Origin of the sequence: Paracoccus sp. (in: a-proteobacteria) (assembly GCF_030538755.1) — a bacterium.
In the GTDB taxonomy this organism is placed as follows: domain Bacteria; phylum Pseudomonadota; class Alphaproteobacteria; order Rhodobacterales; family Rhodobacteraceae; genus Paracoccus.
On the sequence record NZ_JAUNTJ010000003.1, the window covers coordinates 193741 to 219606 of the forward strand.

Genomic DNA, 25866 nt, shown 5'->3' on the forward strand with positions numbered 1-25866 from the left:
GGGGCGGAAAGTCACCTCTCTGCCCCCTTGCATGTGTCAATTGCCAGTCAGGCCGGGCGGCGGCGCGCCAAAGGGCGACAGGCCGCCGGGGGCCGGAGCGGTTGGCGCGGTTGCGCCAGAATCGCCGCCGGGGGCTGCGGGTGTTGCCGGCGCACCAAAGGGCGATGCGCCCTCAAAGCCGATGCCACCGCCCGATGTGCCCCCCGCTGGTGCGCCAAACGGTGACGACAATCCGCCGCTGCCGCTGGGAAATGCGCCGGGGATCTCCATCTGGGCGGCGGGTCTTTCGACCGGCTTGCCCTTGTAGTGCATGACCATGCCCGGAAAGGCGATCACCACGCCGATCATGATGACCTGAATCACCACAAACGGCACCGCCCCCCAATAGATCTGCGCCGATGTTACCGGCGCCATCATCCGGCCGGTGACGCGATCCTTGTAGGGCACCCTTGGGGCCACGGATCGCAGATAGAACAGCGCAAAGCCGAATGGCGGGTGCATAAAGCTGGTCTGCATGTTCACGGCCAGAATGACGCCGAACCAGATCAGGTCGATCCCCACCGCCTGCGCCGCAGGGGCCAGCAGGGGAACGATGATGAAGGCCAGTTCGAAGTAATCCAGAAAGAACGACAGAAAGAACACAAGGATCGAGACGACGATCAGGAACCCGTATTCCCCGCCGGGCAGCGACACCAGCAGATGTTCGACCCAGATATGCCCGTTCACGCCGTAAAAGGTCAGCGAGAACACCCGCGCCCCGATCAGGATGAACATCACGAAGGCCGCCAGCCGCGTCGTCGAGGTCAGCGCCTGCGAGACCACATCAAAGGTCAGCCGCCCCTTGGCCGCAGCCAGCACCAGCGCGCCAAGCGCGCCCATGGCCCCGCCCTCGGTCGGGGTGGCCCAGCCAAGAAAGATCGTGCCCAGCACGAAAAAGATCAGCGCCAGCGGCGGCACCAGAACGATGATGACCTGCTGTGCCAGACGGCTCATGACGCCAAGACCGCGTTCCGGGACGAAGGAAAAGTCGATAAAGCCCGACACGGCACGGAACAGCGCCCAGAACACCGCAGCGGCGACGCCTGCCGACAGGTAAAGGCTGACAAGCAGCGATCCGGTGCCGTGACCGCCGAACAGCGGTTCGACCATGCGCCCGATCAGGTTGCTGCCAAACAGCACCCAGCCCGCATAGGCGGCAATACCGGCGATGACGGCCTTGACGATAAAGCGCCAGCCCTCGCGCTCGGTCATGGCGACCAGATACAGCGCCATCACCGCAACCGCGCCGCCCAGAATATCGGCGTTGTTGCCCTGCGTCGGATACAGGTAATGATGCGCGGCATACATGATGCCCGCTCCCGCAGCCAAGGCCAGAATCAGCGAGGTGACGCCCGACCCCAGAGTCCGCGCCTCTTTCGGCAGGGCGGGCACGTCGTTGGGGCGAATGATCGACAGCAGAAAGACATAGCCCATATACAGCCCGGCCAGCACCAGACCGGGGACCATCGCGCCCTTGTACATATCGCCGACCGACCGGCCCAACTGGTCGGCCATGATAATCAGCACCAGCGACGGCGGGATGATCTGCGCCAGCGTGCCCGACGCCGCGATCACGCCCGAGGCGATCTTGCGGTCATAGCCATAGCGCAGCATGATCGGCAGCGAGATCATCCCCATCGCGATCACCGAAGCCGCGACAACGCCCGTAGTCGCCGCCAGCAGCGCGCCCACGATCACCACCGCATAGGCCAGCCCCCCGCGCACCGGGCCGAACAGCTGGCCGATGGTGTCCAGCAAATCCTCGGCCATGCCGGATTTTTCCAGCACGATGCCCATAAAGGTAAAGAAGGGCACCGCAAGTAATGTCTCGTTCGAGACGACGCCGTTGAAAAAGCGATCCGGCAAGGCCCGCAGCAGGTTCCAGTCCAGCGAGATATTGCCGCCCGACAGCGGTGCCAACTCGACCCCGATGACAAAGAACAGCAGGCCATTCGCCGCCAGTGCAAAGGCCACCGGATAGCCGAACAGCAGAAACACGATCAGCGAGACGAACATGATCGGCGCCATGTTCTGCGCAATAAGTTCCATCATTTGCGCGTGTCTCCTTGCGGGTCGTGCAGCGGGTTGTCGATGTTCAGATCGGCAGCCGGATGGTTCGGGCTGGCCATGTCTGCGGCCAGTGCCTCGCCCTCGGCCAGGGCGGCTTCGTGATGGCTGACGAAGGGGGTTGGATCTTCGATCAGGCCGCGCATTACTGCGATTTTCTTGATGATTTCCGAAATGCCCTGCGCCAGCAGCAGGATGAACCCGGCCAGCAGCAGCGCCTTGGCCGGCCACAGGATCAGCCCGCCCGAGTTCATCGACATTTCCTGATAGCGATAGGAGCGCTGGAACCACGGGATGATGAAATACAGCGACACGATGACGAAAGGCGTCAGGAACAGCGTGTGGCCGATCAGGTCGATCCAGTGCTGGGTGCGCCTGCTCCACCGTCCGTAAAGGATGTCGATGCGGATATGTTCGTTTTCCTTCAGCGCATAGGCCGCCGCCAGCAGAAAGGCGCCGCCATACAGATACCACTGAAGCTCAAGCCACGCATTCGACGAGATGTTATACATCTTGCGAATGATCGCGTTGCCGGCGCTGACCAGAACGGCGATCAGGATCAGCCACGAAACCATGCGCCCGATCACCGTGTTGATGCGGTCTATGCCGCTGGAAAGGGCCAGAAGGCCACCCATTTTCGTCTCCCCCCTCAGGCTGGCTTGCCATCGGCAATGCCCGGTCAGCTTTCCTGACCAATTCGTATCAAACGGATATGAAGGAACGGTCAATTCCGGTCAAGAAAAATGCCGCCCTGCCTTAGGTCAGCGCGGGGCTGGTCAGGGCCATCAGCGCGATCAGGGCTGCGATTTCGCCGGTCTGCTGGATGGTGCCCAGCACGTCGCCGGTCTGTCCGCCGATCAGCCGGACGGCCCGCCATGCGGTCAGCGCCTGCATGGCCAGACAGATCAGCGCCAGCAGCGCGCCCTGCCCGCCCGTGGTCAGCAACAGCCCGGCCAGCCCCAGCAGCAGCGCCGCCGCGACGGCCCCGCGCGGCGGGCGGCGGGCGGCATGGCCCAGCCCGTCGGCGCGGGCGGGCGGCAGGGCGCGCATGGCAACCACCATGCCCGCGCGCGAAATCATCGCCACGCCGATCAGCGCCAGCGGCGCGACCACGGCCATCGCCGCAACCCGCAGCCCGACCGAGATCAGCAGCGCCAGCACGCCATAGCTGCCGATCCGCGAATCGCGCATGATTTCCAACCGGCGTTCGCGCGTGGTGCCGCCGGTTGCATCGGCGTAATCGGCCAGCCCGTCTTCGTGCAGGCCGCCGGTGGTCAGGATCATCGCCGCCAGCGCCAGCAGCGCCGCCGCCAGAGGCGACACCCCGGCGGCCACCGCCAGCGTCAGCGCCAAGGCCCCTGCCCCGCCCACCAGCGCCCCGGCCAGCGGAAACGCCCATGCCGCCGAAGACAGCGGGATGATCTGCGCGGGCAGCCAGCGCGCCACCGGCAGCCGGGTCAGGAAGGCGACGGCCAGCAGGGCCTGATGCCACCAACCGCCAAGGCGTGTGCGCGGGTCAGCCAATGCCTGCCTCGGCAAAGGTGGCCATGCCGTTGTGGCATTCCAGCGCCGCGCGCAGCACCAGCAGCGCCACGGCGGCGCCGCTTCCCTCGCCCAGCCGCATGTCCAGCGACAGCACCGGCGTCTTGCCAAGCGCGGCGATCAGGCGGCGGTGGCCCGGCTCGGCGCTTTCGTGGCCGATCAGGCAATGGTCCAGCGCGGCGGGATCATCGGCGGTCAGCACGGCGGCGGCGGCGGTGCAGATGAACCCGTCGAGGATCACCGGAATCCCCCATTCGCGCGCCTGACGGATCGCGCCGCAGATCGCCGCCTGTTCGCGCCCGCCGTAACAGCGCAGCAGTTGTTCGGTGCTGTGGGCGTCCTTGTGCAAGGCCAGCCCGGCATCGACCGCGCGGATCTTGGCCGCCAGCGTCTCGCCCGCCGCGCCGGTACCGGGGCCGACCCAATCCGCCGCCGCCCCGCCAAAGCGCGCCGCCGCCAAGGCCGCCGCCACGGTGGAATTGCCGATCCCCATTTCACCCAGGATCAGAATGTCGGCATCCCGGCTGACGGCCCCTGCCCCGGCGGCCATCGCCTCGATCACCTGCCCGGCGCCCATGGCGGGGCCTTGGGTGAAATCGGCGGTCGGGCGGTCCAGTTCCAGCGGCACGACCGACAGATCGGCCCCCGCCTGCCGCGCAAGCTGGTTGATCGCTGCGCCGCCTGCGTTGAAATTCTGCACCATCAGCGCGGTGACGGCGGCCGGAAACGGGTTCACGCCCTGCGCGCAAACGCCGTGGTTCCCGGCAAAGACGATGGCCTGCGCACGATCAATCCGGGGGCGGTCGCGGCCCTGCCAGCCGGCCATGAACACGGCCAGATCTTCGAGCCGGCCCAGCGATCCGGGCGGTTTGGTCAGGCTGTCCTGCCGCGCGCGGGCCAGCGCCGCGCTGTCCTTGTCAAAGCTCATCGCTTTCCCTTCCCGGTTTGATCCGCAGCGGCTGGCCGCAGACCGCCAGCCAGACCTGATCCGCCACATCGGCCACCGCCTGATTCATCGCCCCATGCGCATCGCGGAACGCACGCACCGCCGCATCGGCAGGCACGATGCCGCCGCCGATCTCGTTCGTGACCAGCACAACCGGCCTGCGCATCGCCGCCAGCCGCGCACACAGCGCATCCAGCGGCGGCACGCCGTCGCAATTGGCCAGCCACAGCGTCAGGCAATCGACCAGCACCGCGCCAAAGCGGCCGCTGTCATCCGCCCGCGCCAAAGCGCCGTCCAGATCGCGCGGTTCCTCGACCGTGTGCCAGCGGTCGCCGCGCCGGGCCTGATGGGCAGCGATTCGCGCCGACATTTCGCCATCCCCCGCCCATGCCGTCGCGATATACAAAAGCGGGCCGGAATGGCGCAGGGTCAGACGCTCGGCCAGGGCGGATTTGCCCGACCGGGCGCCGCCAGTTACCAGAATGATCCGCGCGCTGTCCCTCATGCCGGGGGATCATTTCATGGCCGTGCCGCAGGGGAAAGTGTGAAATATGCTGGACGCTGCGACATAATGGAATAAGCATCCACGACATTTCGGTAACAAACCGACCCACACTAACCAGAGGTTGACCATGACCCGCCTGTTTCTGTCCACCGCGCTTGTCACCGCGCTTGCTCTGCCCGCATTGGCGGTCGAGGTGCCCGAGGGCACCAATCTTGCCGCGAACCAGAACTATACCTTCTGGCTGCTGGACGCGATCAAGACGCTGGATCCGGGCAAGAACACCGATGTCGAAGGCTCGGACGCGCTGCGCAACCTGTTCGAAGGGCTGATGAACGAAGACGTGCATGGCGCGATGGTGCCCGGCGTCGCCGAACGCTTTGACGAATCGGATGACAAGCTGACCTATACGTTCCACCTGCGCGACGCCAAATGGTCGAACGGCGAACCCGTGACGGCAGGCGATTTCGTCTATGCGTGGCAGCGGGTGGTGAACCCGGAAACGGCATCCGAATATGCGTGGTTCATCGAGCTGATGAACGTCGCCAACGCGTCCGAGATCGTCAAGGGCGAGGCCGCCCCCGATACGCTGGGCGTGCGCGCCATCGACGACAAGACGCTTGAGGTCACGCTGACCACGGCGACCCCCTATTTCATCAAGATGCTGTCGCACGCGACCACCTTCCCGGTGCCGCAGGCCGTGATCGAGGCCGAGGGCGACAACTGGACCCAGCCGGGCAAGCTGGTCGGCAATGGTGCCTATACGCTGCAAAGCCACAACCTTGGCGTTGACATCACGCTGGTCAAGAATCCCCAGTATTGGGATGCCGGCAATGTGGTGATGGAAACCGTGCGCGGCGTGACGGTGAACGACAACAACGTGGCGCTGACCCGCTATCTGGCGGGCGAGCTGGACCGGGTGCAGATCCCCGCCGGGCAATATCCGCGCCTGTCGGCGGAATATCCCGATCAGGCGATTTCGCTGCCCTATGCCTGTTCATACGCCTATGTGATGAACCTGTCCGACAAAGGCCCCGAGCCGCTTAAGGACGTGCGTGTGCGGCAGGCGCTGCACCTGGGTCTGAACCGCGATGTGATCGTGGATCAGGTGCTGCAAGGCGGCCAGTCCGCCGCCTATTTCTGGACCCATGCCGCGATCGAGGGCTTTGCCGCGCCCGACCTGCCGATCATGCACATGACCCAGCAGGAACGCACCGCCGAGGCGCAGCGCCTGCTGACCGAGGCGGGCTATGGTCCCGACAATCCCGTGCGGCTGACGCTGCAATACAACACCGACGAAAACCACCGCAAACTGGCCATCGCCGCGCAACAGTTCTGGCGTCCGCTTGGCGTGGAAATCACCCTGAACAACGTCGAATGGAAGGTTCACACCGACCGGCTGCAAAATCAGGATTTCGAGATCGCCCGCTATGCGTGGTGCGGTGATTATAACGAGGCGTCCACCTTCCTCGACTGGTTCCAGACGGGTGGTTACAACTCGGGCAAATGGTCGAACGCGGAATACGATCAGCTGATGGCCGATTCCAAAACGGCGGATGACGCCGCGCCGCTTTATACCCGAGCCGAGGAAATTCTGGCGGCCGAGGTGCCGGCGATCAACGTCTATCACTATGCCAAGGTGGATATGGTCAGCCCTAAAATCAAAGGCTTGCCCACCGATAACGTGCTGAACACCTGGTATGCCAAGGATCTGTATCGCCTGGCCGATTGATCCATATCGCCGGGGCGGGCTTGACCTGCCCCGGCATTTCGTCGAAATGCCCACCCGTCTTCACAAAAGGGTGTCGGATGTTCGGTTATATTCTGCGGCGGCTGGCTGTGGCGGTGCCCACCCTGCTGTTGCTGATCGTGTTTTCCTTCCTGCTGATGCATATGGCACCGGGCGGCCCGTTCACGCAGGAACGCGCCCTGCCGCCGCAGGTTCTGGCGAATCTGAATGCCAAATACGGGCTGAACGACCCGCTGTGGCTGCAAATCTGGAACTATCTGACCAGCGTGGTGCTGCATTTCGATTTCGGCCCCAGCTTTGTCTATCCCGACCGGACGGTGAATCAGCTGATCGCGGCGGGCTTTCCTGTGACGCTGACCTATGGCGGGCTGTCGTTTCTGGTGGCGGTGGTCGTGGGCGTCGGCCTGGGCGTGGTGGCGGCGATCCGGCATAATTCCTGGCTGGATTATCTGGCCGTCGGCATCTCCATCGGCGCGCAGGTGCTGCCGAATTTCGTGATGGCGCCGATCCTTGTGTTGCTGTTCACGCTGACATGGGGGCTGTTGCCGGGCGGCGGCTGGTCGTTCAACGATCCGAAATTCTGGATCATGCCGGTGATCGCGCTGTCCACCAGCTATATGGCATCCATCGCGCGGATCACCCGGTCATCCATGCTGGAGGTGTTAGGCTCGAACCACATCCGCACGGCCCGCGCCAAGGGGTTGCCGGAATCCAAGGTTATCCTGCGCCACGCGCTGCGGCCTGCGATGCTGCCGGTCATCAGCTATCTTGGCCCGGCCTTTGTCAGCATGATTACCGGCTCGGTCGTGGTGGACATCTATTTTTCCACCGGCGGCATCGGCAAAGCCTTTGTCGATAGCGCGCTGAACCGCGACTATGCGGTGATGATGGGCGTCACCATTCTGGTGGGCGCGCTGACGATCCTGTTCAACCTGGTGGTCGATGTGCTTTACGCATGGATCGACCCGAAAATCCGGTATTGAGGGGCGCGCCATGGTCATCGAACAAGACAAGATGCGCGCCCTGGCCGACCGGCTGGTGCAGGACGAAGTGAAAGGCCGCAGCCCCTGGGCCGATGCCCGCAAGCGGTTCTTTCGCAACAAGGCGGCGATGGCGGGGCTGCTGATCCTGATCCTTGTCGCGCTGTTCGCGGCTTTGGGCAATTATTTCGCCGTGTGGTCCAATCAGGATCTGGATTTCGCGGTCATGGGGCAGGTGCGCGAACTGGGCCGCCCCTCGTTGCAGAACGGGCATTACTTCGGCACCGACGATCTGGGCCGCGACCTGTTCGCCCGCACGGTGCAAGGCACGCAGATTTCGCTGATGGTCGGCATCGTCGGCGCGGGCATCGCGGTGATCGTCGGCACGCTTTACGGCGCGACGGCGGGCTATGTCGGCGGGCGCACCGATCAGATCATGATGCGCACGGTCGATATTCTGATGTCGATTCCCTACATGTTCGTGCTGATCCTGCTGCTGGTGATGTTCGGGCGATCCATGTCGATGCTGTTTCTGGGCATCGGGCTGATTTCGTGGCTGGACATGTCGCGCATCGTCCGCGGCCAGACCCTGTCCCTGAAGAACCGCGAATTCATCGAGGCCGCCCGCGCCACCGGCGTTCCGGCGTGGAAGATCATCCTGCGCCATATCGTCCCCAACCTGCTGGGCGTCGTTGCCGTCTATGCCACGCTGCTGGTGCCGCTGATGATCCTGACGGAATCCTTCATCAGCTTTCTGGGCCTTGGCGTGCAAGAGCCGCTGACATCATGGGGCGCGCTGATTTCCGAAGGCGCGGGCACGATGAACTATGGCACGCTGTGGCAACTGGCCTTTCCGCTGTTTTTCTTTGTCATCACGCTGTTCGGTTTCTTTTTCGTAGGCGACGGGCTGCGTGATGCCCTTGACCCCAAGGATCGCTGAGATGGCTTTACTGGAAATTCGCGATCTGAACGTGAACTTTGCCACCAATGACGGCACGGTTCACGCGGTGAACGGCGTCGATCTGACCATGAACGCGGGCGATACGCTGGGGATCGTGGGCGAATCCGGCTCGGGCAAGTCGCAACTGGCGTTTTCGATCATGGGTCTGCTGGCGCGCAATGGCAGGGCAAGCGGCAGCGTGATCTTTGACGGGCAGGAAATCCTGAACGCGCCGCCCAAGGTGCTGAACAAGGTGCGCGCCGAACAGATCGCGATGATCTTTCAAGACCCGATGACCAGCCTCAACCCCTATATGCGGGTCAGCGACCAGATGGCCGAGGTGCTGGTGCTGCACAAGGGCCTGTCGCGGCGCGATGCGGTGGCGGAATCGGTGCGGATGCTGGATGCGGTGAAGATCCCCGACGCCCGGGGCCGCATCCGCCTGTATCCGCACGAATTTTCCGGCGGGATGCGGCAGCGGGTGATGATCGCCATGGCGCTGCTGTGCAAGCCGCGCCTGCTGATCGCGGATGAGCCGACGACGGCGCTGGACGTGACGGTTCAGGCGCAGATCATGCAGTTGCTGGCCGATCTGCAACGCGATCTGGGCATGGCGATGATCCTGATTACCCATGATCTGGGTGTGGTGGCCGGGTCGTGCCGCGATGTGGTGGTGATGTATGGCGGGCGCATCCGCGAAACCGGGCCGGTGCTGCCGCTGTTCGATATGCCCGCGCATCCCTATACACAGGGGCTGCTGTCGGCGATCCCGCGCGTTGACCAAAAGGGCGACCGCCTGTCGGCTATCCCCGGCAGCCCGCCCAACATGTCGCGCCCGCCCCAAGGCTGCGCCTTCGAGCCGCGCTGCACCTATCGCATGGACCGCTGCGCGTCCGAGGGGCCGGAACTGGTCGAATTCGCGCCCGACCGCCGCCGCGCCTGCTTTGCCGCGCTGGAGGATGTGACGGCGCATCGCAAACAGGCTGATCCCGGTGGCGATCCGGTTGCCTCTGGCGACAGCCCTGCCCTGCAACCCATCCCGCGCGGCGCCGTTGCCGGTGCCGGTATGGCCGGAACCCCGACCGAGCGAGGCCGCCCATGACCAAGCCCCTGCTGGACGTGCGCGATCTGCGCGTCACCTTTCACATCCGCCGCGAGGGCGACATGCCCTGGACCGCGCCCCGGCAATTGCACGCCGTGGGCGGGGTCGATTTCACCTTGCGTCCCGGCGAAACGCTGGGGGTCGTCGGTGAATCGGGCTGCGGAAAATCGACGCTGGCCCGTGCGCTGATCGGGCTGGTGCCTGCCTCTGGCCGGGCAGAATGGATCGACGGTGCCGACCTGATCGGCCTGTCGCCCCGCCAGATGATGAAATACCGCCGCGACATCCAGATGGTGTTTCAAGACCCGCTGGCCAGCCTGAACCCGCGCATGACCGTCGGCCAGATCATCGCCGAACCGCTGGTCACGCATCATCCGGGGCTGAGCCGGGCCGAGGTGAAAACCCGCGTCAAGGACATGATGGAGCGGGTGGGCCTGCTGCCCAACCAGATCAACCGCTATCCGCACGAATTTTCCGGCGGCCAGTGTCAGCGCATCGGCATCGCCCGCGCGCTGATCGTGGAACCCCGGCTGATTATCTGCGACGAACCCGTATCGGCGCTGGACGTGTCGATTCAGGCGCAGATCATCAACCTGCTGGGCGATCTGCAACGCGATCTGGGGCTGGCGCTGATCTTTATCGCGCATGACCTGTCGGTGGTGAAACATATCAGCGACCGGGTGATGGTGCTGTATCTGGGCCGCGTGATGGAGATCGCGGGCGCGGATGATCTGTATGCCAACCCGCAGCATCCCTATACGCAGGCGCTGCTGTCGGCCGTACCGGTGCCCGACCCGCGGATCGAGGCGGAAAAGCAGGTGATCCCGCTGACCGGCGATCTGCCCTCGCCGATGGCGCCGCCCTCGGGCTGTGTGTTCCGCACCCGCTGCCCGCGCGTGCAGGATCTGTGCGCCCGGCAGGTGCCGGTGCTGACGGGCGATCAGGCGGGTGACGGCGGGCATCGCTGGGCCTGTCATTTCCCCGGTCCCTTGACGGCGGCTGAAATTGCTGCCAACTCCCGCTGAATGCCACCTCCCCCACAAAAAGAACCGCCGCGCAGCTTTACCGCCCGTTGGGCCGCGCTGAAGAATATCCCGCCGTTTCTGGTGATGGTCTGGCGCGCCGCGCCGCATCTGACCATTGCCACCATGGTTCTGCGCGCCATCGGGGCCTTTGTGCCGGTGGCGATATTGTGGATCGCCAAGCTGATCCTGGACGAGGTGGTGCGGCTGGCCGCCCTGCCCGATACGCCGGACGGGCTGGCGGGCTGGTGGCATTCGGGGCTGGCCGATCATCTGATAACGCTGGTCGCGCTGGAACTGGGCATCGGGATCGCATCCGACATCATCGGGCGGCTGTTGCGGCTGGTCGATTCGCTGTTGCAGGAACGGCTGGTCATCGACCTGTCGATGCGGCTGATGGATCACGCCGCCGCGCTTGACCTTGAAGATTTCGAGGACGCCGGCTTTCAGGACAAGCTGGAGCGCGCGCGCCGTCAGGCCGCCGGCCGGATGAGCCTGATGGGCACCATCTTTGAACAATTGCAGGACAGCCTGACCATTGCGACGCTTGGCGCAGGGCTGATCGTCTATAACCCGTGGCTGATCCTGATCCTGCTGGTCGGGCTGATCCCCGCCTTTCTGGCCGAGGCGCATTTCAACGCCCGGTCGTATAACCTCGATTTCCGCCGCACGGCCGAACGGCGCGAGACAGACTATCTGCGCCAGACCGCCGCCAGTGCGGAAACCGCCAAGGAAATCAAGATATTCGACCTGCACCGTTTCCTGTCGGGGCGGTATCTGGACCTGTCGCGCAAATTCTATGCCGAGGCGCGGCGCATTGCGCAGGCCCGCGCGGCTTGGGGGGCGCTGTTTTCGGCGCTTGGGTCGCTGGCCTATTACGCCGCCTATGCGTGGATCGTGGTGCAGACGCTGACCGGCGATCTGTCTATCGGCGACCTGACCTTTCTGGCCGGGTCGTTCATGCGGGTGAAGGGCATCATCGAACGGCTGCTGTCGTCCTTTGGCTCGACCGCCGCGCAGGCGCTGTATCTGGAGGATCTGTTCGACTTTTTCCGCGAGGTGCCCGAGATCGCCTCGCGGCCAGATGCGATCCCGGTGCCGCGCCCGATCCGTCAGGGCTTTGTGTTCGAAAACGTCGGGTTTCGTTACCCGAATACGGAAAAATGGGCGGTGCGCGGGTTGTCGTTCACGCTGCACGCCGGGGAAACGCTGGCTTTGGTGGGGGAAAACGGCGCCGGCAAGACCACGCTGGTCAAGCTGCTGGCGCGGCTTTACGACCCGGACGAGGGGCGCATCCTGCTGGATGGGCGCGATCTGCGCGATTATGATCTGGACGATCTGCGCGCGGCGATTGGCGTGATCTTTCAGGACTTTGTGCGCTATGCCATGACGGCGGCCGATAATATCGCCGTGGGCCGGATCGAGGCGCGCGAGGATCGCGGGCGCATCGAGGCCGCCGCCCATAGCGCGCTGGCCGATCAGGTCATCGCCCGCCTGCCCGCCGGATACGACCAGATGGTCGGCAAACGGTTCGTGCAGGGCGTCGATCTGTCGGGGGGCGAGTGGCAAAAGCTGGCCATCGCCCGCGCCTATATGCGCGATGCGCAGGTGCTGATTCTGGATGAACCCACCGCCGCGCTGGACGCGCGTTCCGAATTCGAGGTGTTCCAGCGCTTTCGCGAGCTGATGGCCGGGCGCACCGCCGTGCTGATCTCGCACCGTTTTTCGTCGGTGCGGATGGCCGACCGGATTCTGGTGCTGCATCTGGGCCGGATCGAGGCGCAGGGCACGCATGTGGAATTGCTGGACCAGCCGGGGCGTTACCGGGAGTTGTTCGAATTGCAGGCGGCGGGTTATCGGTAAGGCCGCAACCGGGGGCGCTTCGCCCCCCGGACCCCCAGAGGATATTTATCAGACCAAAGATGGGGTTCGGCGCTGGTACCCGAGGTCGGACTCGAACCGACATGCCTTGCGGCGGCGGATTTTGAATCCGCTGCGTCTACCATTCCGCCACTCGGGCGCCGTTCGGTGCTGATAGCGGCCTTCGGCGGGTTGGGCAAGGAGGATTGACGCCTCTCTGCCCGTCGATGTGTTTACAGCTTGCCTGCTAGTTTAGCGATGCGGGTGCCATAGTGGCGCGCGGCGGCTTCGTCACCGGCGGCCAGTGCGTCAGCCGGGGAATCAGCCCGCTTGATCGCGGCAAGGGCAGAGAAATTGCCGGTCCAGTTGATGTCGGCATCGGTATTGGCCAGCGTGCTCGACGGGGGCAGGCCAAGGCTGATCCAGATCTGGCCTTGCTGATTGGCCAGCGTCTGGAAATAGTTCAGCGTCTCGCCCTTGTCGCCCATGGTCGAGGCCGAAACGGTAAAACCACCGGCCAGCTTGTCGGCCCATTTCCGCTCGAACCACGCTTTCGAGCTGGCATCGGCAAAGCGTTTGAACTGCCATGCCGGGCCGCCCATGTAGGTGGGGCTGCCGTAAACGATGGCATCTGCGGCATCGAGAGCCGCCCAATCGGCATCACCGATCTGGCCGTCTTCGGAAATGCGGATCACATCGACCTGCGCCCCCGCCTCGCGCGCGCCGGCGGCGATGGCATCGGCGGCGAAAACGGTGTGGCCATAACCGGAAAAGTAAACGATAGCGATTTTGCTCATGAGGCAGTCCTTTTCAACTCTGAGATGCGGCGTATAAACTACAGCCGCTTTCCAAAGCAAAGTAGTTACCTAAAGGAAAGTAACGTGCCATGAGCGCAGAAACGCACGATCACAAGATTTGTCCGGTTGAAAATCTGTTCTCGGTGGTGGCTGGGCGCTGGACGCCCTACCTGATTTTTTCGCTGGCGACACAAGGGCCGCAGCGATTCGGCGCGTTGCAGCGGCATATGCCGCGCATCTCGACCAAGGTGCTGACCGACCGGCTGCGAATGCTGGAACGCAGCGGGTTGGTGCATCGTGAACAGGCCGCGACGATCCCGCCGCAAGTCACCTATTCCCTGACCCCGCGCGGCGAGGAATTGCACAAAGCCATGAAAATGCTGGGCGATATTGCGCAACGCTGGGCCGCTGAGGGCTGGACACCCGACGCTGCCTGAAAATCAGGCTTGCCCCAGCTTTTCCAGCCGTGCGGCGCGCAATTGGGCGAAATCGTCGCCGGCGTGATAGCTGGACCGGGTCAGCGGCGTGGCGGACACCATCAGGAAGCCCTTGCCGTAGGCCGCCTTTTCGTAGCTGCCGAATTCTTCGGGCGTGACAAAGCGGTCAACGCGGTGGTGTTTCGGCGTCGGTTGCAGATATTGGCCGATGGTGATGAAGTCGATGTCGGCGGCGCGCATGTCGTCCATCACCTGCAACACGCCCTGACGATCTTCGCCCAGGCCGACCATGATGCCGGATTTGGTGAACAGGGTCGGGTCCAGTTCCTTGACCCGCTGAAGCAGGCGCAGGCTGTGGAAATAGCGCGCGCCGGGGCGCACGGTCGGGTAAAGGCCGGGGACGGTTTCAAGGTTGTGGTTGAACACATCCGGGCGCGCCTCGACCACGGTTTCCAGCGCCCTGGGGCCGCATTTCAGGAAATCGGGGGTCAGCACCTCGATGGTGGAATCCGGGCTGCGGTGGCGGATGGCGCGGATGGTCTGGGCGAAGTGATCGGCACCGCCATCATCCAGATCGTCGCGATCGACCGAGGTGATGACGACGTGGCGCAGCCCCAGTTTCTGCACCGCATGGGCGACGCGGCCGGGTTCGAACACGTCCAGCGCGTTGGGCTTGCCGGTGATGACGTTGCAGAAGGAACAGCCGCGGGTGCAGATTTCGCCCATAATCATCATGGTCGCGTGGCCCTGCGACCAGCATTCGCCGACGTTGGGGCAGCCCGCCTCTTCGCAGACGGTGGACAGGCGGTTCTTGCGCAGGATGTCGCGCGTGTCCTTGTACCCCTGCGAGGTTGGCGCCTTGACCCTGATCCACGAGGGCTTTTTCGGCTGCGCCTGATCGGCGCGGTGCGCCTTTTCGGGATGGCGCAGGCGCGGCGGCTGATTGTGGCCGGCGGGGGGCGGGGGCATTTCGGTCATCGACGTGCTTTCGCTGGTTTTTCCCTAGGTAATGCCAAACCGCCCTGCAATCAACGACCTGCTGCCATGTCCGGGGTGCAACCCTATGCCGCAGCGCAGCGATACGTTATAGTCCCCGCGCGGAGGAGATGATGTATCACCAAAGAACAGGAGCAAGTCCATGAAAATTGGCGACAAAATCCCTCAGGTCACGTTTCAGACCCGCGTCCGCGACGAATCGGTCGGCGGGCCGAACCCGTTCCGCTGGCAGGAAATGACCTCGGACGATTATTTCAAAGGGAAACGGGTGATCCTGTTTTCGCTGCCCGGTGCGTTCACGCCGACCTGCTCGACCTATCAGCTGCCCGGCTTTGAAAAGTCGTTCCAGCAGTTCCGCGATCTGGGCATTGATGTCATCTATTGCATGTCGGTCAATGACAGCTTTGTGATGAACCAATGGGCGAAATCGCAGAACCTGCAAAACGTTTCCGTGATCCCCGATGGTTCGGGCGCGTTCACGGAACAGGCAGGGATGCTGGTGCGCAAGGATAACCTGGGCTTTGGTGCCCGGTCGTGGCGCTATGCCGCCGTGGTGAACGATGGCGTGGTCGAAGCGTGGTTCGAAGAGCCGGGCCGCTGCGACGATTGCGCGGATGACCCTTATGGCGAAACCTCGCCCGAAAATCTGCTGAAATATCTGCAAAACGCGCAGGTTGCCGAACCGGCATGACCCGTCAGGGCCGCCCCCGCCGGGCGGCCCTTTTCTTATGCCGCGCCCCCTGCCCGGCGCAGGATCGCGGCCAGTTCGTGGAACCACCCGCCCGCCGGGGTGGAAATGCGGCGCACCAGAACGATGTCGCGCGCGGGCTGCGGTTCGGCAAAGCGGATCAGCCTCAGCCCCGGTGCCGCCGCCGTTTCCTGCGCCACGGCGATCTGCGGCACGAAGGTCAGCCCCATGCCCTGCGCCGCCAGCCGGCACAGAGTCGCCAGCGAGGCCGCCCCCAGATCCAGCCGCCCGCTGTGGCGGGTCAGCCCGCAGACCTCAAGCGCCTGATCGCCAAGGCAATGGCCTTCGTCCAGCAGCAGCAACTGGCCGGGGTCCAGCGAGCGGGGGCGCAGAGCCTCGGCCCGGTCGGCCAGATCGGCGATGCGGGCGGCGCTGCCGCCCAGCAGGAACGGGTCGGTGAACAGCGTCAGCGCCGCCAGATCGGGGTTGTCGGGCGGGCTGGCGATCACGGCGGCGTCCAGATGGCCTTGCAGCAGTTCGGTCAGCAAACGGTCGGTCGTCGCCTCACGCAGGTGCAGGTCGCGGCTGATGTCGCCGCTGCGCAGTTCCGGCAGCGCGACGGGCAGCAGATAGGGCGCGACGGTGGGAATCATCCCCAGCCGCAGGCGTCCGCCCTGCCCCGGCTGGCGCGCGATACGTTCCAGCGTCGCCATTTCCGCCAGGACCCGCGCGGCCTGATCGGCAAAGGTGCGGCCCTGCGGCGTCAGGTGAACGCCGCCGGATGTGCGTTCGACCAGCACCGCCCCGACCTCGGCCTCTAACGCCTTGATCTGCATCGACAAGGCGGGCTGAGTCACATGCACCGCCTCGGCCGCGTTGCCGAAATGGCCGTGGCGGGCAAGGGCCATCAGATAGCGAAGCTGTCGCAAGGTAATGTTCATCGGCTATCCCACGCGGGCCATCGCTGCCCATGTGGTCTAGCCCGCGCCCGCAGAGGCCGCAAATGGAAAGGGCGCCCCATGGGCGCCCCGTCATGGCTGGACCATCCGATCAGCCCATCAGCCGATCAGCGGCGATCCCTTGCCGTAGGTTTCCAGATAGTGCCGTTCCAGCCGCAGCAGAGCCAGCCGCAGCACGATCTTGCCCGACCGCGCCGACCAGCCAAGGCGGCGCTCGGTCTGTTCGATCCCTTCCAGAAAGCAGCAGACGCGCAGCACGATGTCGCCCATGCCCGGCCCCAGATCGCGCAGCGCCCCGGCCACCCGGTCGCGCGCCGATTCCGACCCGCCGCGATAGCCGCCCGCGCTGTGGCTGACATCAATGCCCGAAGTCATGAAACCGTCCCAGTTCTGGGTCACACGCGGCCCCATCTGGGCCAGTTCGAAATCTTCGCGCAGCCGTTCGCCCGCCGCGACCTGACCGGGGGTCAGGAACGGCTGGCCACCGGCATCACGACGCCGGGCCAGCACCAGCAGCGGGCTTTCGGCGATGTTCACGCGGGCGCGGCGGCGGCGGTCGTCCTCGGGGTCGCGGATGACGCGATCTTCCCAGATGCGGTGGCTCTGAGCCGCGCGGGGGCCCTGGTCGCCATGGGGGGCATCACCCACCGGCTGGGCATCGTCGAAATCATCCTCGCGCGGCAGGGCGCGGCCCGGCGCGCGGTTCAGCATGGATCGCAGCGCCTCGCGCCCGGCGGGGACGATGGCATAGCTCATGATCCGGCCGCTGCCGATCTGGGCCACCCAGCCGTTCAGCGCCATGCTTTCGGCCAGACGGCGTTCGATGATGGCGGTGCGCATTCCGTCGCGGGTGACGATGGCCTTGTCCATCCCCTCGGCCACGGCCAGCACCGCACCCGATTCCGCCAGACGGCGCAGCGCGCGCAGAATCTGCGCTTCGTCCAGCCGCGATCCGTCGTGCCCGCGGTCCAGCGCACGGTCGATCAGCGGATCGTCGCGTCGGGCCTCGAATTTGCGGATACGGCGCAGGATGGTCGAGGCGTGACAGCCCAGTTCCCGCGCCAGTGAGCGGATGGATTCGCCCTTTTCCACATGGCGCAGATACAGGCGCGCATCGTCCGGCATGTCGGCCGGACGGCGGTCGGCATCGGTGTCCGGGCAGTGACCTGCGACGGCAGAGTCGTGGGGAAAGTCACCAGACAGCATGGTCATTCTTTTTCCTATCAGTCAGTTATCGGGGAATGGCAGTTCCCCCTGGGGTTGCGAATTGAGGTCTCGTTAACCGGAACCTCGTCAGATAGGCGCAACATTCCCTAATAATCCTTAAAGGTTCTTAAGTGTTGCGCGCGGCGCAGTTCGGTGGTCGGCAACACCCGCCTTGATTGTGTGATGTTGTGTCCACGGATCAGACCAGAGCCAGGAGGCCACCATGCACACCACCACCAACGTCATTGCTTTTCCTCCCCGCGCCGCAACCGGCCTGCGGCGGCCGCGCGTGTTGATCCGCGCCGCCCGCGAAGGCCAGTCGGGCTGGAAGCGCGACCGCGACCTGCCCAAGCTGCTGCGCAGCGATCACTGCCCTGCCCCCGGCGTCGCCCTGCTGCGCCTGCGGGCCGAGGAAGAACAACAGAACACCGCCCGCCTGTCAGGCGCGGCAGAATACGATATGCGCCGTCACGTCATGCTGATGATCGCGATTCTGGCGGAAATGCGTGCGGCGGTGACGGCGACACCGGCAGCCGGTCAGACCCAGACCGCCCCGGTCCGCCCGCGCGTGGCCGCCGCCGCGATGAACATGGGTGTCAGCGTCCGCGGAACAGCGATCCAAGCACGCCTCTGACCAAAGCCTGCCCGGTCTTGGTCCCCAACTGCCGCGCAAGGCTTTTGCCAAAAGCGTCCACCACGGAATCGCTGCGCGATGCTGAGGACCGCGAACCTGCCCTGCTGGTCTGCTGTTTTGGTGCCGGAATCTGAAGATTCGCATCATAGCGGCGGGCACGGGTAAATTCGCGGTCCATTTTCCACAGATCGTCATCCTGCCCCTCGGCCCCGGCTGCCGCGCTTTGCTGTGCGGCCTGTTCGGTGCGGGCGGCCAGAATTTCATATGCCGATTCGCGGTCGGTCAGCTTGTCGTATTTCAGCGCCATCGGCGACGCGGCCATCACCGCGCTGCGTTCGGCATCGGTGATCGGGCCAAGCTGGCTGAAGGGCGGGCGCACCAGCGTCCGCTGCACGACACCCGGCACGCCCTTGAGTTCCAGAAACGAGGTCATCGCCTCGCCCGTGGCCAGTTCGGTGATCGCGGTGGCGGTGTCGAAATCGGGATTCGCCCGGTAATTTTCCGCCGCCTGCCGCAGTGCCCGCTGATCCTTGGCGGTAAAGGCGCGCAGCGCGTGCTGCACCCGGTTGCCAAGCTGCCCCAGCACGGCCTCGGGCACATCGGCGGGGTTCTGGGTGATGAACCAGACGCTGACCCCCTTGGACCGGATCAGCCGCGCCACCTGTTCCACCTTGGCGATCAGCGCGCGCGGGGCATCGTTGAACAGCAGATGCGCTTCGTCGAAAAAGAAGGCGACCTTGGGTTTGTCGGGGTCGCCCACCTCGGGCAGTTGCTCGAACAGTTCCGACAGCAGCCACAGCAAAAAGGTCGCATACAGGCGCGGCGCGTGCATCAGCCGTTCGGCGGCGATGATGTTGATGACGCCCTTGCCCGACGCATCCAGCCGGATGATGTCGGCCAGATCCAGCGCCGGCTCCCCGAACAGCCGGTCGCCACCTTCGTTTTCCAGCACCAGCAAAGCGCGCTGAATCGCGCCGACGCTGGCGGTGCTGACATTGCCGTAACGCAGCGACAGTTCCGAGGAATTTTCACCGACCCACCGCAGCATGGCCTGCAAATCCTTCAGATCATACAGCGCCAGCCCCTGTTCATCGGCCACGCGAAAGGCGATGTTCATCACCCCTTCCTGCACATCGGTCAGCCCCAGCAGACGCGACAGCAGCAGCGGCCCCATATCGGCGGGGGTGGTGCGCACGGGGTGGCCCTGCTCGCCCCAGATGTCCCAGAATGTGACCGGAAACTGGTCATAACGCAGCGTCACACCGATCTGTTCAGCGCGTGAGGCAAAGGCCTGGTGCAGTTTCGCAGATTCGCTGCCGGGTTTGGCCAGCCCGGCCAGATCGCCTTTGACATCGGCCAGAAATACCGGAACCCCGGCAGCCGAGAAACTTTCGGCCAGCACTTGCAGGGTGACGGTTTTGCCGGTGCCGGTGGCCCCCGCGATCAGCCCGTGACGGTTGGCATATTTCAACAGCAAGTGCTGCGGCTCGGCATGATTCGCCCCGCCGCCGCCCACGATGACCGTGCCTGCCGCCAGATCCAGCGCCTCTGCCATGTTTGCCCCCTTCGCCCGGAAAACCTGTTCGTTGCGCCCTGTTCGCGCGTTGCGACAATACTATTTTAACTTTGTCATGCCAGTATCAGTTTCATCCGGGGTCCACTGCCTGTGATCCCGGACCTTCCTCCCTGTTGAACTGGCCGCGCCTTCGGGCGCGGCTTTTTTATCATCCGGTCAGATATTTCAAAGTGATCGCATTTTTGCGTCAGGACTGTTGACGGATAAAAAGCCCGATACTAGCGTGCGGCCTAATGATGACCGGCCAGTCCGGCAGGGAGAGTCGCGGGTCGCTGTGCCGCCCGCGCGAAACGGGGTCGCAGCCTTGGTTGCGGCCCCTTTTTCACGGCCTTTTTCCGGATCGCCCGCCCCTTTCACGGCGTGTCATCGCCGGTTCACGCGAATGCGCAGGGCCGGGCGCGGTTGCGCGCTGACAACAGCCGCGCGGCGTGATATTCCACCCCAAAGGTCTGAACCGAAAGGAAAGAGAGATCATGGTTATCAAGGCTTCCCCGGCCCTCGTCGCGGCCATGCTGCTGATCGCAGCGCCCGCCGTCGCACAGGACACCGCAACGACCGACACCGATCAGGCCAGCGAATCGACCAGCGCGGCGGACGTTCAGGGTGCCGAGGGCACGCAATCGGGCGCCGCAACAGACGCGCCCGCCGATGCCGCCGCAAAAACCCCGGCAGAAACTCCGGCAGAAACCGCCCCGGCGGGCGATGCTGCCGCAGGCGCCGAAGGCGCGGCGGGCACTCAGTCGGGTGCCGCACCCCAAGCCGAAACCACCCCGGCGGAAACGGCAGAACCCGCCGCCCCGGCCGAGACCGATCAAGCTGCCGCCCCCGCACCCGAGGCCGCCCCGGCTGAACCGCAACTGGGCGCCTATTATGTGAAATCGACCCAGACCGACTGGACGGTGCGCTGCATCAACACCGAAAACCCGGTCGATCCCTGCGAAATGTATCAACTGCTGCGCGACGAAGGCGGCAATTCCGTGGCCGAAGTCACCATGATTCCGCTGCCCCAGGGCGGGCAGGTTGCCGCGGGCGCGACCATGGTTGCACCGCTGGAAACCGACCTGATCGCCGGGCTGACGGTGCGCGTCGATCAGGGCCAGGCGCGAAGCTATCCGTTCAACCTCTGCACCTCGATCGGCTGCGTGTCGCGCATCGGCTTTACGCAGGCGGAACTGGATCAGCTGCGCCGTGGCCGCGCCGCGACGATCAGCCTGGTGCCCTTTGGCGGCGACCCGCGCAACCCGGTCAGCCTGAACATGTCGCTGTCGGGCTTTACCGCCGCGATCAACGAACTGGCCGAAAACGCCAGTGCCGCCGAAGCAGCCAACGCCGCCGCCCCCGCAGCCGAAGCCCCCGCCGAGGCCGCACCGGCGGGCAACTGATCCGCTGCATCACCGCCAAGGCCGCGCCACCCGCGCGGCCTTTTCCTTTGGCCGCGCCGGTTGCACGCACCGGGCCGCGCCGCTATCCCTGCCTGACAGGCAGAGCAAGGGCAAAGCATGATCGTTATCGCCGCCATCGTGATCGGTGCGCTGTTGGGCTGGCGCCGCGCCGCGCAAATGGGCGGCGCTCTGCGCGACCGCGCCCAATATGCAGCGGTTTTTGCCATTGCATTTGCCATTCTTGGCCTGTTCGCCACGGTCTTTATCGAACGGTCGCTATAGATGTTCACCCGCTTTCTTGACAGTCTGCGCCGCAATGGCGTGCCGGTCAGCCTGCGGGAATATCTGGATCTGTTGGGCGGCCTGCAAGCGGGCGTCAGCGGCTGGTCGGTGGACGAGTTTTATCATTTTGCCCGCGCGGCCACGGTCAAGGACGAACGCCATATCGACCGCTTTGACCGCGCTTTTTCCGAAACCTTTTCCGGCATGGAAACGGTTGCGGTGGAACAATTGCTGGAATCGCGCGATCTGCCGCGTGAATGGCTGGAAAAACTGGCCGAAAAACTGCTGACCGATGCCGAAAAGGCCGAGGTTCAGGCCGCAGGCAGCTTCGACGAATTGATGAAGCGGCTGGCCGAACGGCTGCGCGAACAGCAGAGCCGTCATCAGGGCGGGAATAAATGGATCGGCACCGCAGGCACCAGCCCCTTTGGCGCTTATGGTTATAATCCCGAAGGTGTCCGTATTGGCCAGCATGAATCGCGTCATCGCCGCGCCGTCAAGGTCTGGGACAAGCGCGAGTTTCGGGATTTTGATGATAATGTTGAACTGGGCACCCGCAATATCAAAGTGGCGCTGAAACGGTTGCGGCAATGGGCACGCCATGGTGCCGCCGATGAGCTGGACCTGCCCGAGACAATCCGCGCCACCGCCGATCACGGCTATATCGACGTAAAAACCCGGCCCGAGCGGCGCAATGCCGTGAAAGTGCTGCTGTTTCTGGATGTGGGCGGGTCAATGGATGACCATATCCGCATCGTCGATGAATTGTTCAGCGCCGCCCGCGCCGAATTCAAGCATATGGAGCATTTCTATTTCCATAACTGCCTTTATGAAGCTGTATGGAAAGACAATCACCGGCGCTGGAACGAACAAATCCCGACATGGGATATTCTGCACCGTTTTGGCCGCGATTATAAGTGCATTTTCGTCGGCGATGCCAGCATGTCCCCTTACGAGATCGCCATTCCGGGCGGCGCGAACGAACACTGGAATCCCGAAGCGGGCGAAACCTGGCTACGCCGTGCCACCGAGGCATGGCCCGATCACGTTTGGTTGAACCCCGTGCCCGAGGCGCACTGGCCGCGCACTCAATCCATCAATATGATCGGGCATATTTTTGAAAATCGCATGATGCCCATGACTCTGGACGGGCTGACACGCGCCATGCGGGTGCTGTAGAAACGACATAGCACTTGCGGCTGCACCCCCAATATGCTTAACGTATTGTCTGGTTCGGTGACAGGCAGGGAAACAAGATGTCCTCAATCGGCGCGAAAATTTACAAACGTCTGGCGTATCAATTGTTGAACCGGATGCCCTATGATCGACCCTTCGTATTCGGGGTCGGCCTGTCTAAAACGGCAACCACCACGCTGGCCGAAGCGCTGAATATTCTTGGTTACAAGGTGCAGGATAATCCGCCGATCGCAAAGGTCAAGGACGGGCGCATCGTAATGGATTGGCCATGGTGGCTGCGTGACTGTGACGCCATGACCGACCTACCCGTGGCGGCAGTAATGCCCAAGCTTGTCGAGAAATTTCCAAACGCACGCTTTATTTATACGACGCGCGCGATGGAGCCATGGCTGAAAAGCTGCAAGAGCCATTTTTCGCCCAAACTGCGCGCGATGCGGGTGCAGCAGGGCAATCAATGGATGACGGATCTGTCGGCAGCTGTCTATGGCCATCACAGCTTTACCGACCCCGAACCTTTCCGTCAGGCTTATCTGCGCCATGATGAAATGGTGCGTAAAACCGTTCCATCGGATCGGTTGCTGACGATTGATTTCACCACCAACCCCGGCTGGGAACCTCTATGTGCCTTTTTGGGTAAGCCGGTGCCAATGCAGCCGTTTCCTCATGCAAATGTGGGGACTTATGCGAAGGCCGAAGCAAGTTCAGTTTAGACTGCGACGGCAAAAGGAAACCGTGATAAATTATTGAACCGCCCGAGTTCCTCAATAAAATGGCAGCAGGATAACAATATCAATATAGGGGATATCCGTCACCCCCTCGATCAGCAGTTCGAAGTCGGCTACGGCATCGCCATCCACATCGGCGGCAATGATGGTGTTGCCCGCCTCGTAGTGATACCAGATTGCATTTGCAGACGGCCCGTCTTGGGTCAGGCTGCCGAAAAGCTGCTTGCCGGGCTGGTTTATATCGGCATCCATCTCGATGGAAACCCTGTCTTCATCAATATCGAAGTTGCGAATAATATCCCGCGCCGCGCCCGCCCGACTGTCCGAGGCGAAGTGAAACAAAAACAGATCGGCAGATTCACCAACAGGGCCGCCGGTCATAATATCGCGGCCCGAGCCGCCCACGAACAGCGCGCCCCCTTTACCACCGATCAGCGTGTCATTTCCGGCCCCGCCGTAAAGGCTGTTCTTCGTGAAACTGTCTGAATCGCCCGCCACCAGCCTGTCATTACCCGCGCCGCCATATAGGTTGTTAACGCCCGCACCGCCGATCAGCGTATCATTCCCGGCATTGCCATGCAGCGTGTCGTCGCCCCGGCCGCCGCGCAACAGGTCGTTCCCGCCGCCACCGTGCAGCACGTCATCATCCGCGCCGCCGTCCAGAGTGTCGTTGCCATCGCCGCCAAACAGCGTGTCCTTGCCCGCATTACCGCTCAGCACGTCATTGCCCGCACCGCCGGCAAGACGGTCGCTGCCGGTTCCGCCCGACAGGCTGTCATCGCCCGCACCACCCAGCAAAGTATCGTTCCCCGCACCGCCGCGCAGCGTGTCTGCGCCTTTGCCGCCCTCTAGCCGATCGTCGCCGTTATCGCCTTGCAGCAGATCGTTTTCGTCACCGCCGAACAGGCTGTCGCGCCCATCCCCGCCGATCAGAGTGTCGTTGCCCAGCCCGCCGATCAGCCGGTCATTGCCGCTGCCGCCGTCCAAGAAATCGTTGCCGCGCCCGCCGTCCAGCGTGTCATTCCCCAGGCCACCCTTGAGCCTGTCATGGCCCTGACCGCCGCGCAGCAGGTCATGCCCCGCCCCGCCATACAGCAGGTCATTGCCATCGCCGCCGATAATAATATCATCCCCACCAAGCCCGCGAAATGTGTCATTCCCCGCCAGTAGTTCCACGACATCGGCATAGTTCGTTCCGCGCGCCGAATTGGCCCGGTCGTTATACTGAAAGGCCGACACCTTATAGCTGGCTTTCAATCCGGCATAGGCATTATCCATCGGAATAAATGCCGGATCTACCAGAGCACTGCCGCTTTTGACGCTGTGGCTGCCAGTAATACTGACCTGCACCGAAAAGCCCCGTGCAATCTGCTGGCCGGTCAGTTCGATTGGCTTGGACAAAACCGACGCCTCGGACATCGGATAGCCGGTGAAAAAACTGCCCATAATCGGATAAGCGCCCGAGTCGGCTGCCACCATCTGCCCCCGCAACCCCTTGGGCGCAGACGCCGCAGGTCGAAAATCAACCTTCATCTGCGTGTCAATCGTCGCCAATGTCGCGCCACCGGGAATATTGGGCACATGGGCCATGGCGACAAATCCGATCTCGCGCTGGACGCTGGCGGAATTGACCGTGCCAAGCCCCTTCCACAGCGGCAGCGTAACCTGACCGCTGATGCCCCCCGCCTTTAATTGGCCGGAAATCGTATTGCTGATCTGGACCGTATATCTTGCCATGCCAGCCCCCTGCCGCATCCTGAACCCCGGATTGCCGGATGGCACCGGTTTGTAAATATTTCGCAACAGAATGGCGGGACCGTTACGAAACAGACCATCCTGCGCGTTTTTTTGCCTGTCACCGTTGACGCCGCCGCCGGCCCTGCCCAATTTGCAGATATGCTGAAACTGACACCGATCCTGCTGATCCTCGCCTATGCCGCCGTGATGTGGTTCTTTTCCGCCTGGCGGCTGCGGGCCGAGCTGAACGAGCGGTCAACGCCGCTGGACCATCCGCAGCTGAACCCTCTGCTGGATCGTCTGGGGCACGCGATGGACATGCCGCCGATCCGCGCCCACATCTATGAGATCGAGCCGATCAACGGCCTTGCCGCCCCGGATGGCCGTATTTTCCTGACGCGCGGCTTTATTCGCAAGCTGGATGCCGGTCAGGTCACGCCCGAGGAACGTAACGGCCCGATTGGGACCGCCTTTTGATCCTGGTCTCAGATCTTAAGCTA

At 63.7% G+C, this 25866-nt stretch carries 25 protein-coding genes and 1 tRNA gene; 14 read left to right on the forward strand and 12 right to left on the reverse strand.

The annotated features are described in order from the left end of the window. Nucleotides 1-36 precede the first annotated feature (36 nt). The 5 genes from Q4G14_RS03140 to cobU form a co-directional block, all read right to left on the reverse strand. Entirely contained in the window at nucleotides 37-2091 is a 2055-nt protein-coding gene (locus Q4G14_RS03140) for a TRAP transporter large permease subunit (RefSeq protein ID WP_303360263.1), read from the reverse strand. Continuing rightward, the gene (locus tag Q4G14_RS03145; RefSeq protein WP_303360264.1) at nucleotides 2088-2741 is read right to left on the reverse strand and encodes a TRAP transporter small permease subunit; all 654 of its coding nucleotides are present in this window, start codon (nucleotides 2739-2741) and stop codon (nucleotides 2088-2090) included. Before Q4G14_RS03145 ends, Q4G14_RS03140 begins: the two co-directional genes overlap by 4 nt. Before the next feature lie 121 nt (nucleotides 2742-2862). Beyond that, nucleotides 2863-3630: an adenosylcobinamide-GDP ribazoletransferase gene (locus tag Q4G14_RS03150; RefSeq protein WP_303360265.1), complete on the reverse strand. Its 768-nt coding sequence runs from the start codon at nucleotides 3628-3630 to the stop codon at nucleotides 2863-2865. Further along, on the reverse strand, nucleotides 3623-4576 hold the full coding sequence (gene cobT / locus Q4G14_RS03155) for a nicotinate-nucleotide--dimethylbenzimidazole phosphoribosyltransferase (protein WP_303360266.1): 954 nt from the start codon (nucleotides 4574-4576) through the stop codon (nucleotides 3623-3625). Before cobT ends, Q4G14_RS03150 begins: the two co-directional genes overlap by 8 nt. Then, nucleotides 4566-5099, reverse strand: coding sequence for a bifunctional adenosylcobinamide kinase/adenosylcobinamide-phosphate guanylyltransferase (cobU, locus tag Q4G14_RS03160; RefSeq protein WP_303360267.1), 534 nt, complete (start codon nucleotides 5097-5099; stop codon nucleotides 4566-4568). Before cobU ends, cobT begins: the two co-directional genes overlap by 11 nt. 127 nt (nucleotides 5100-5226) lie before the next feature. Here cobU and Q4G14_RS03165 point away from each other — a divergent pair, with 127 nt between their 5' ends. The 6 genes from Q4G14_RS03165 (at nucleotide 5227) to Q4G14_RS03190 (ending at nucleotide 12753) form a co-directional block, all read left to right on the forward strand. Next, nucleotides 5227-6828 (forward strand): peptide ABC transporter substrate-binding protein, encoded by a 1602-nt coding sequence (locus tag Q4G14_RS03165; RefSeq protein ID WP_303360268.1) that lies wholly within the window; start codon nucleotides 5227-5229, stop codon nucleotides 6826-6828. 77 nt (nucleotides 6829-6905) lie between these two features. Next, a complete protein-coding gene (gene oppB / locus Q4G14_RS03170; protein ID WP_303360269.1) occupies nucleotides 6906-7829 on the forward strand; it encodes an oligopeptide ABC transporter permease OppB in 924 nt (307 codons plus the stop codon). Between the two features lie 10 nt (nucleotides 7830-7839). Continuing rightward, complete coding sequence (locus Q4G14_RS03175; RefSeq protein ID WP_303360270.1) at nucleotides 7840-8766, forward strand: ABC transporter permease subunit; 927 nt, start codon at nucleotides 7840-7842, stop codon at nucleotides 8764-8766. Between the two features lies 1 nt (nucleotide 8767). Beyond that, on the forward strand, nucleotides 8768-9868 hold the full coding sequence (locus tag Q4G14_RS03180) for an oligopeptide/dipeptide ABC transporter ATP-binding protein (protein ID WP_303360271.1): 1101 nt from the start codon (nucleotides 8768-8770) through the stop codon (nucleotides 9866-9868). Beyond that, the gene (locus Q4G14_RS03185; protein WP_303360272.1) at nucleotides 9865-10893 is read left to right on the forward strand and encodes an oligopeptide/dipeptide ABC transporter ATP-binding protein; all 1029 of its coding nucleotides are present in this window, start codon (nucleotides 9865-9867) and stop codon (nucleotides 10891-10893) included. Before Q4G14_RS03180 ends, Q4G14_RS03185 begins: the two co-directional genes overlap by 4 nt. After that, a complete protein-coding gene (locus Q4G14_RS03190) occupies nucleotides 10894-12753 on the forward strand; it encodes an ABC transporter ATP-binding protein (RefSeq protein WP_303360273.1) in 1860 nt (619 codons plus the stop codon). Between the two features lie 73 nt (nucleotides 12754-12826). Here Q4G14_RS03190 and Q4G14_RS03195 read toward each other — a convergent pair. Then, nucleotides 12827-12910 (reverse strand) — tRNA-Leu (locus tag Q4G14_RS03195). A 73-nt stretch (nucleotides 12911-12983) separates the two neighbouring features. Next, nucleotides 12984-13547: a flavodoxin family protein gene (locus Q4G14_RS03200; RefSeq protein ID WP_303360274.1), complete on the reverse strand. Its 564-nt coding sequence runs from the start codon at nucleotides 13545-13547 to the stop codon at nucleotides 12984-12986. 89 nt (nucleotides 13548-13636) lie between these two features. Between Q4G14_RS03200 and Q4G14_RS03205 the strand changes: the two genes are divergently transcribed. After that, nucleotides 13637-13984 (forward strand): helix-turn-helix domain-containing protein, encoded by a 348-nt coding sequence (locus Q4G14_RS03205; protein WP_303360275.1) that lies wholly within the window; start codon nucleotides 13637-13639, stop codon nucleotides 13982-13984. Between the two features lie 3 nt (nucleotides 13985-13987). Here the strand turns inward: Q4G14_RS03205 and lipA are convergent, their stop codons facing one another. Beyond that, complete coding sequence (gene lipA / locus Q4G14_RS03210; RefSeq protein WP_303360296.1) at nucleotides 13988-14953, reverse strand: lipoyl synthase; 966 nt, start codon at nucleotides 14951-14953, stop codon at nucleotides 13988-13990. Between the two features lie 169 nt (nucleotides 14954-15122). Between lipA and Q4G14_RS03215 the strand changes: the two genes are divergently transcribed. Further along, complete coding sequence (locus Q4G14_RS03215; RefSeq protein WP_303360276.1) at nucleotides 15123-15671, forward strand: peroxiredoxin; 549 nt, start codon at nucleotides 15123-15125, stop codon at nucleotides 15669-15671. A 35-nt stretch (nucleotides 15672-15706) separates the two neighbouring features. Here Q4G14_RS03215 and Q4G14_RS03220 read toward each other — a convergent pair whose 3' ends face one another. Continuing rightward, complete coding sequence (locus tag Q4G14_RS03220) at nucleotides 15707-16609, reverse strand: hydrogen peroxide-inducible genes activator (protein ID WP_303360277.1); 903 nt, start codon at nucleotides 16607-16609, stop codon at nucleotides 15707-15709. Nucleotides 16610-16726: 117 nt separating this feature from the next. Next, on the reverse strand, nucleotides 16727-17839 hold the full coding sequence (locus Q4G14_RS03225; RefSeq protein WP_303360278.1) for a DUF6456 domain-containing protein: 1113 nt from the start codon (nucleotides 17837-17839) through the stop codon (nucleotides 16727-16729). Nucleotides 17840-18056: 217 nt separating this feature from the next. Between Q4G14_RS03225 and Q4G14_RS03230 the strand changes: the two genes are divergently transcribed. Then, on the forward strand, nucleotides 18057-18467 hold the full coding sequence (locus Q4G14_RS03230; RefSeq protein WP_303360279.1) for a DUF6477 family protein: 411 nt from the start codon (nucleotides 18057-18059) through the stop codon (nucleotides 18465-18467). Here the strand turns inward: Q4G14_RS03230 and Q4G14_RS03235 are convergent. After that, entirely contained in the window at nucleotides 18430-20022 is a 1593-nt protein-coding gene (locus Q4G14_RS03235) for a helicase HerA-like domain-containing protein (protein WP_303360280.1), read from the reverse strand. The two genes, Q4G14_RS03230 and Q4G14_RS03235, sit on opposite strands and share 38 nt — an antisense overlap. Before the next feature lie 494 nt (nucleotides 20023-20516). Here Q4G14_RS03235 and Q4G14_RS03240 point away from each other — a divergent pair, with 494 nt between their 5' ends. From Q4G14_RS03240 to Q4G14_RS03255, 4 genes are all read left to right on the forward strand, one after another. Further along, on the forward strand, nucleotides 20517-21425 hold the full coding sequence (locus Q4G14_RS03240) for an invasion associated locus B family protein (RefSeq protein WP_303360281.1): 909 nt from the start codon (nucleotides 20517-20519) through the stop codon (nucleotides 21423-21425). Nucleotides 21426-21542: 117 nt separating this feature from the next. Then, nucleotides 21543-21707, forward strand: coding sequence for a hypothetical protein (locus Q4G14_RS03245; protein WP_303360282.1), 165 nt, complete (start codon nucleotides 21543-21545; stop codon nucleotides 21705-21707). Further along, on the forward strand, nucleotides 21708-22886 hold the full coding sequence (locus Q4G14_RS03250; protein ID WP_303360283.1) for a VWA domain-containing protein: 1179 nt from the start codon (nucleotides 21708-21710) through the stop codon (nucleotides 22884-22886). 77 nt (nucleotides 22887-22963) lie between these two features. Next, nucleotides 22964-23614 carry a sulfotransferase family protein gene (locus Q4G14_RS03255; protein WP_303360284.1) on the forward strand — a complete coding sequence of 217 codons (651 nt, stop codon included), beginning with the start codon at nucleotides 22964-22966 and terminating at the stop codon, nucleotides 23612-23614. 51 nt (nucleotides 23615-23665) lie between these two features. Here the strand turns inward: Q4G14_RS03255 and Q4G14_RS03260 are convergent, their stop codons facing one another. Beyond that, entirely contained in the window at nucleotides 23666-25366 is a 1701-nt protein-coding gene (locus Q4G14_RS03260) for a calcium-binding protein (RefSeq protein ID WP_303360285.1), read from the reverse strand. A gap of 159 nt (nucleotides 25367-25525) precedes the next feature. Between Q4G14_RS03260 and Q4G14_RS03265 the strand changes: the two genes are divergently transcribed. Continuing rightward, entirely contained in the window at nucleotides 25526-25843 is a 318-nt protein-coding gene (locus tag Q4G14_RS03265) for a hypothetical protein (RefSeq protein WP_303360286.1), read from the forward strand. Nucleotides 25844-25866: the final 23 nt, after the last annotated feature.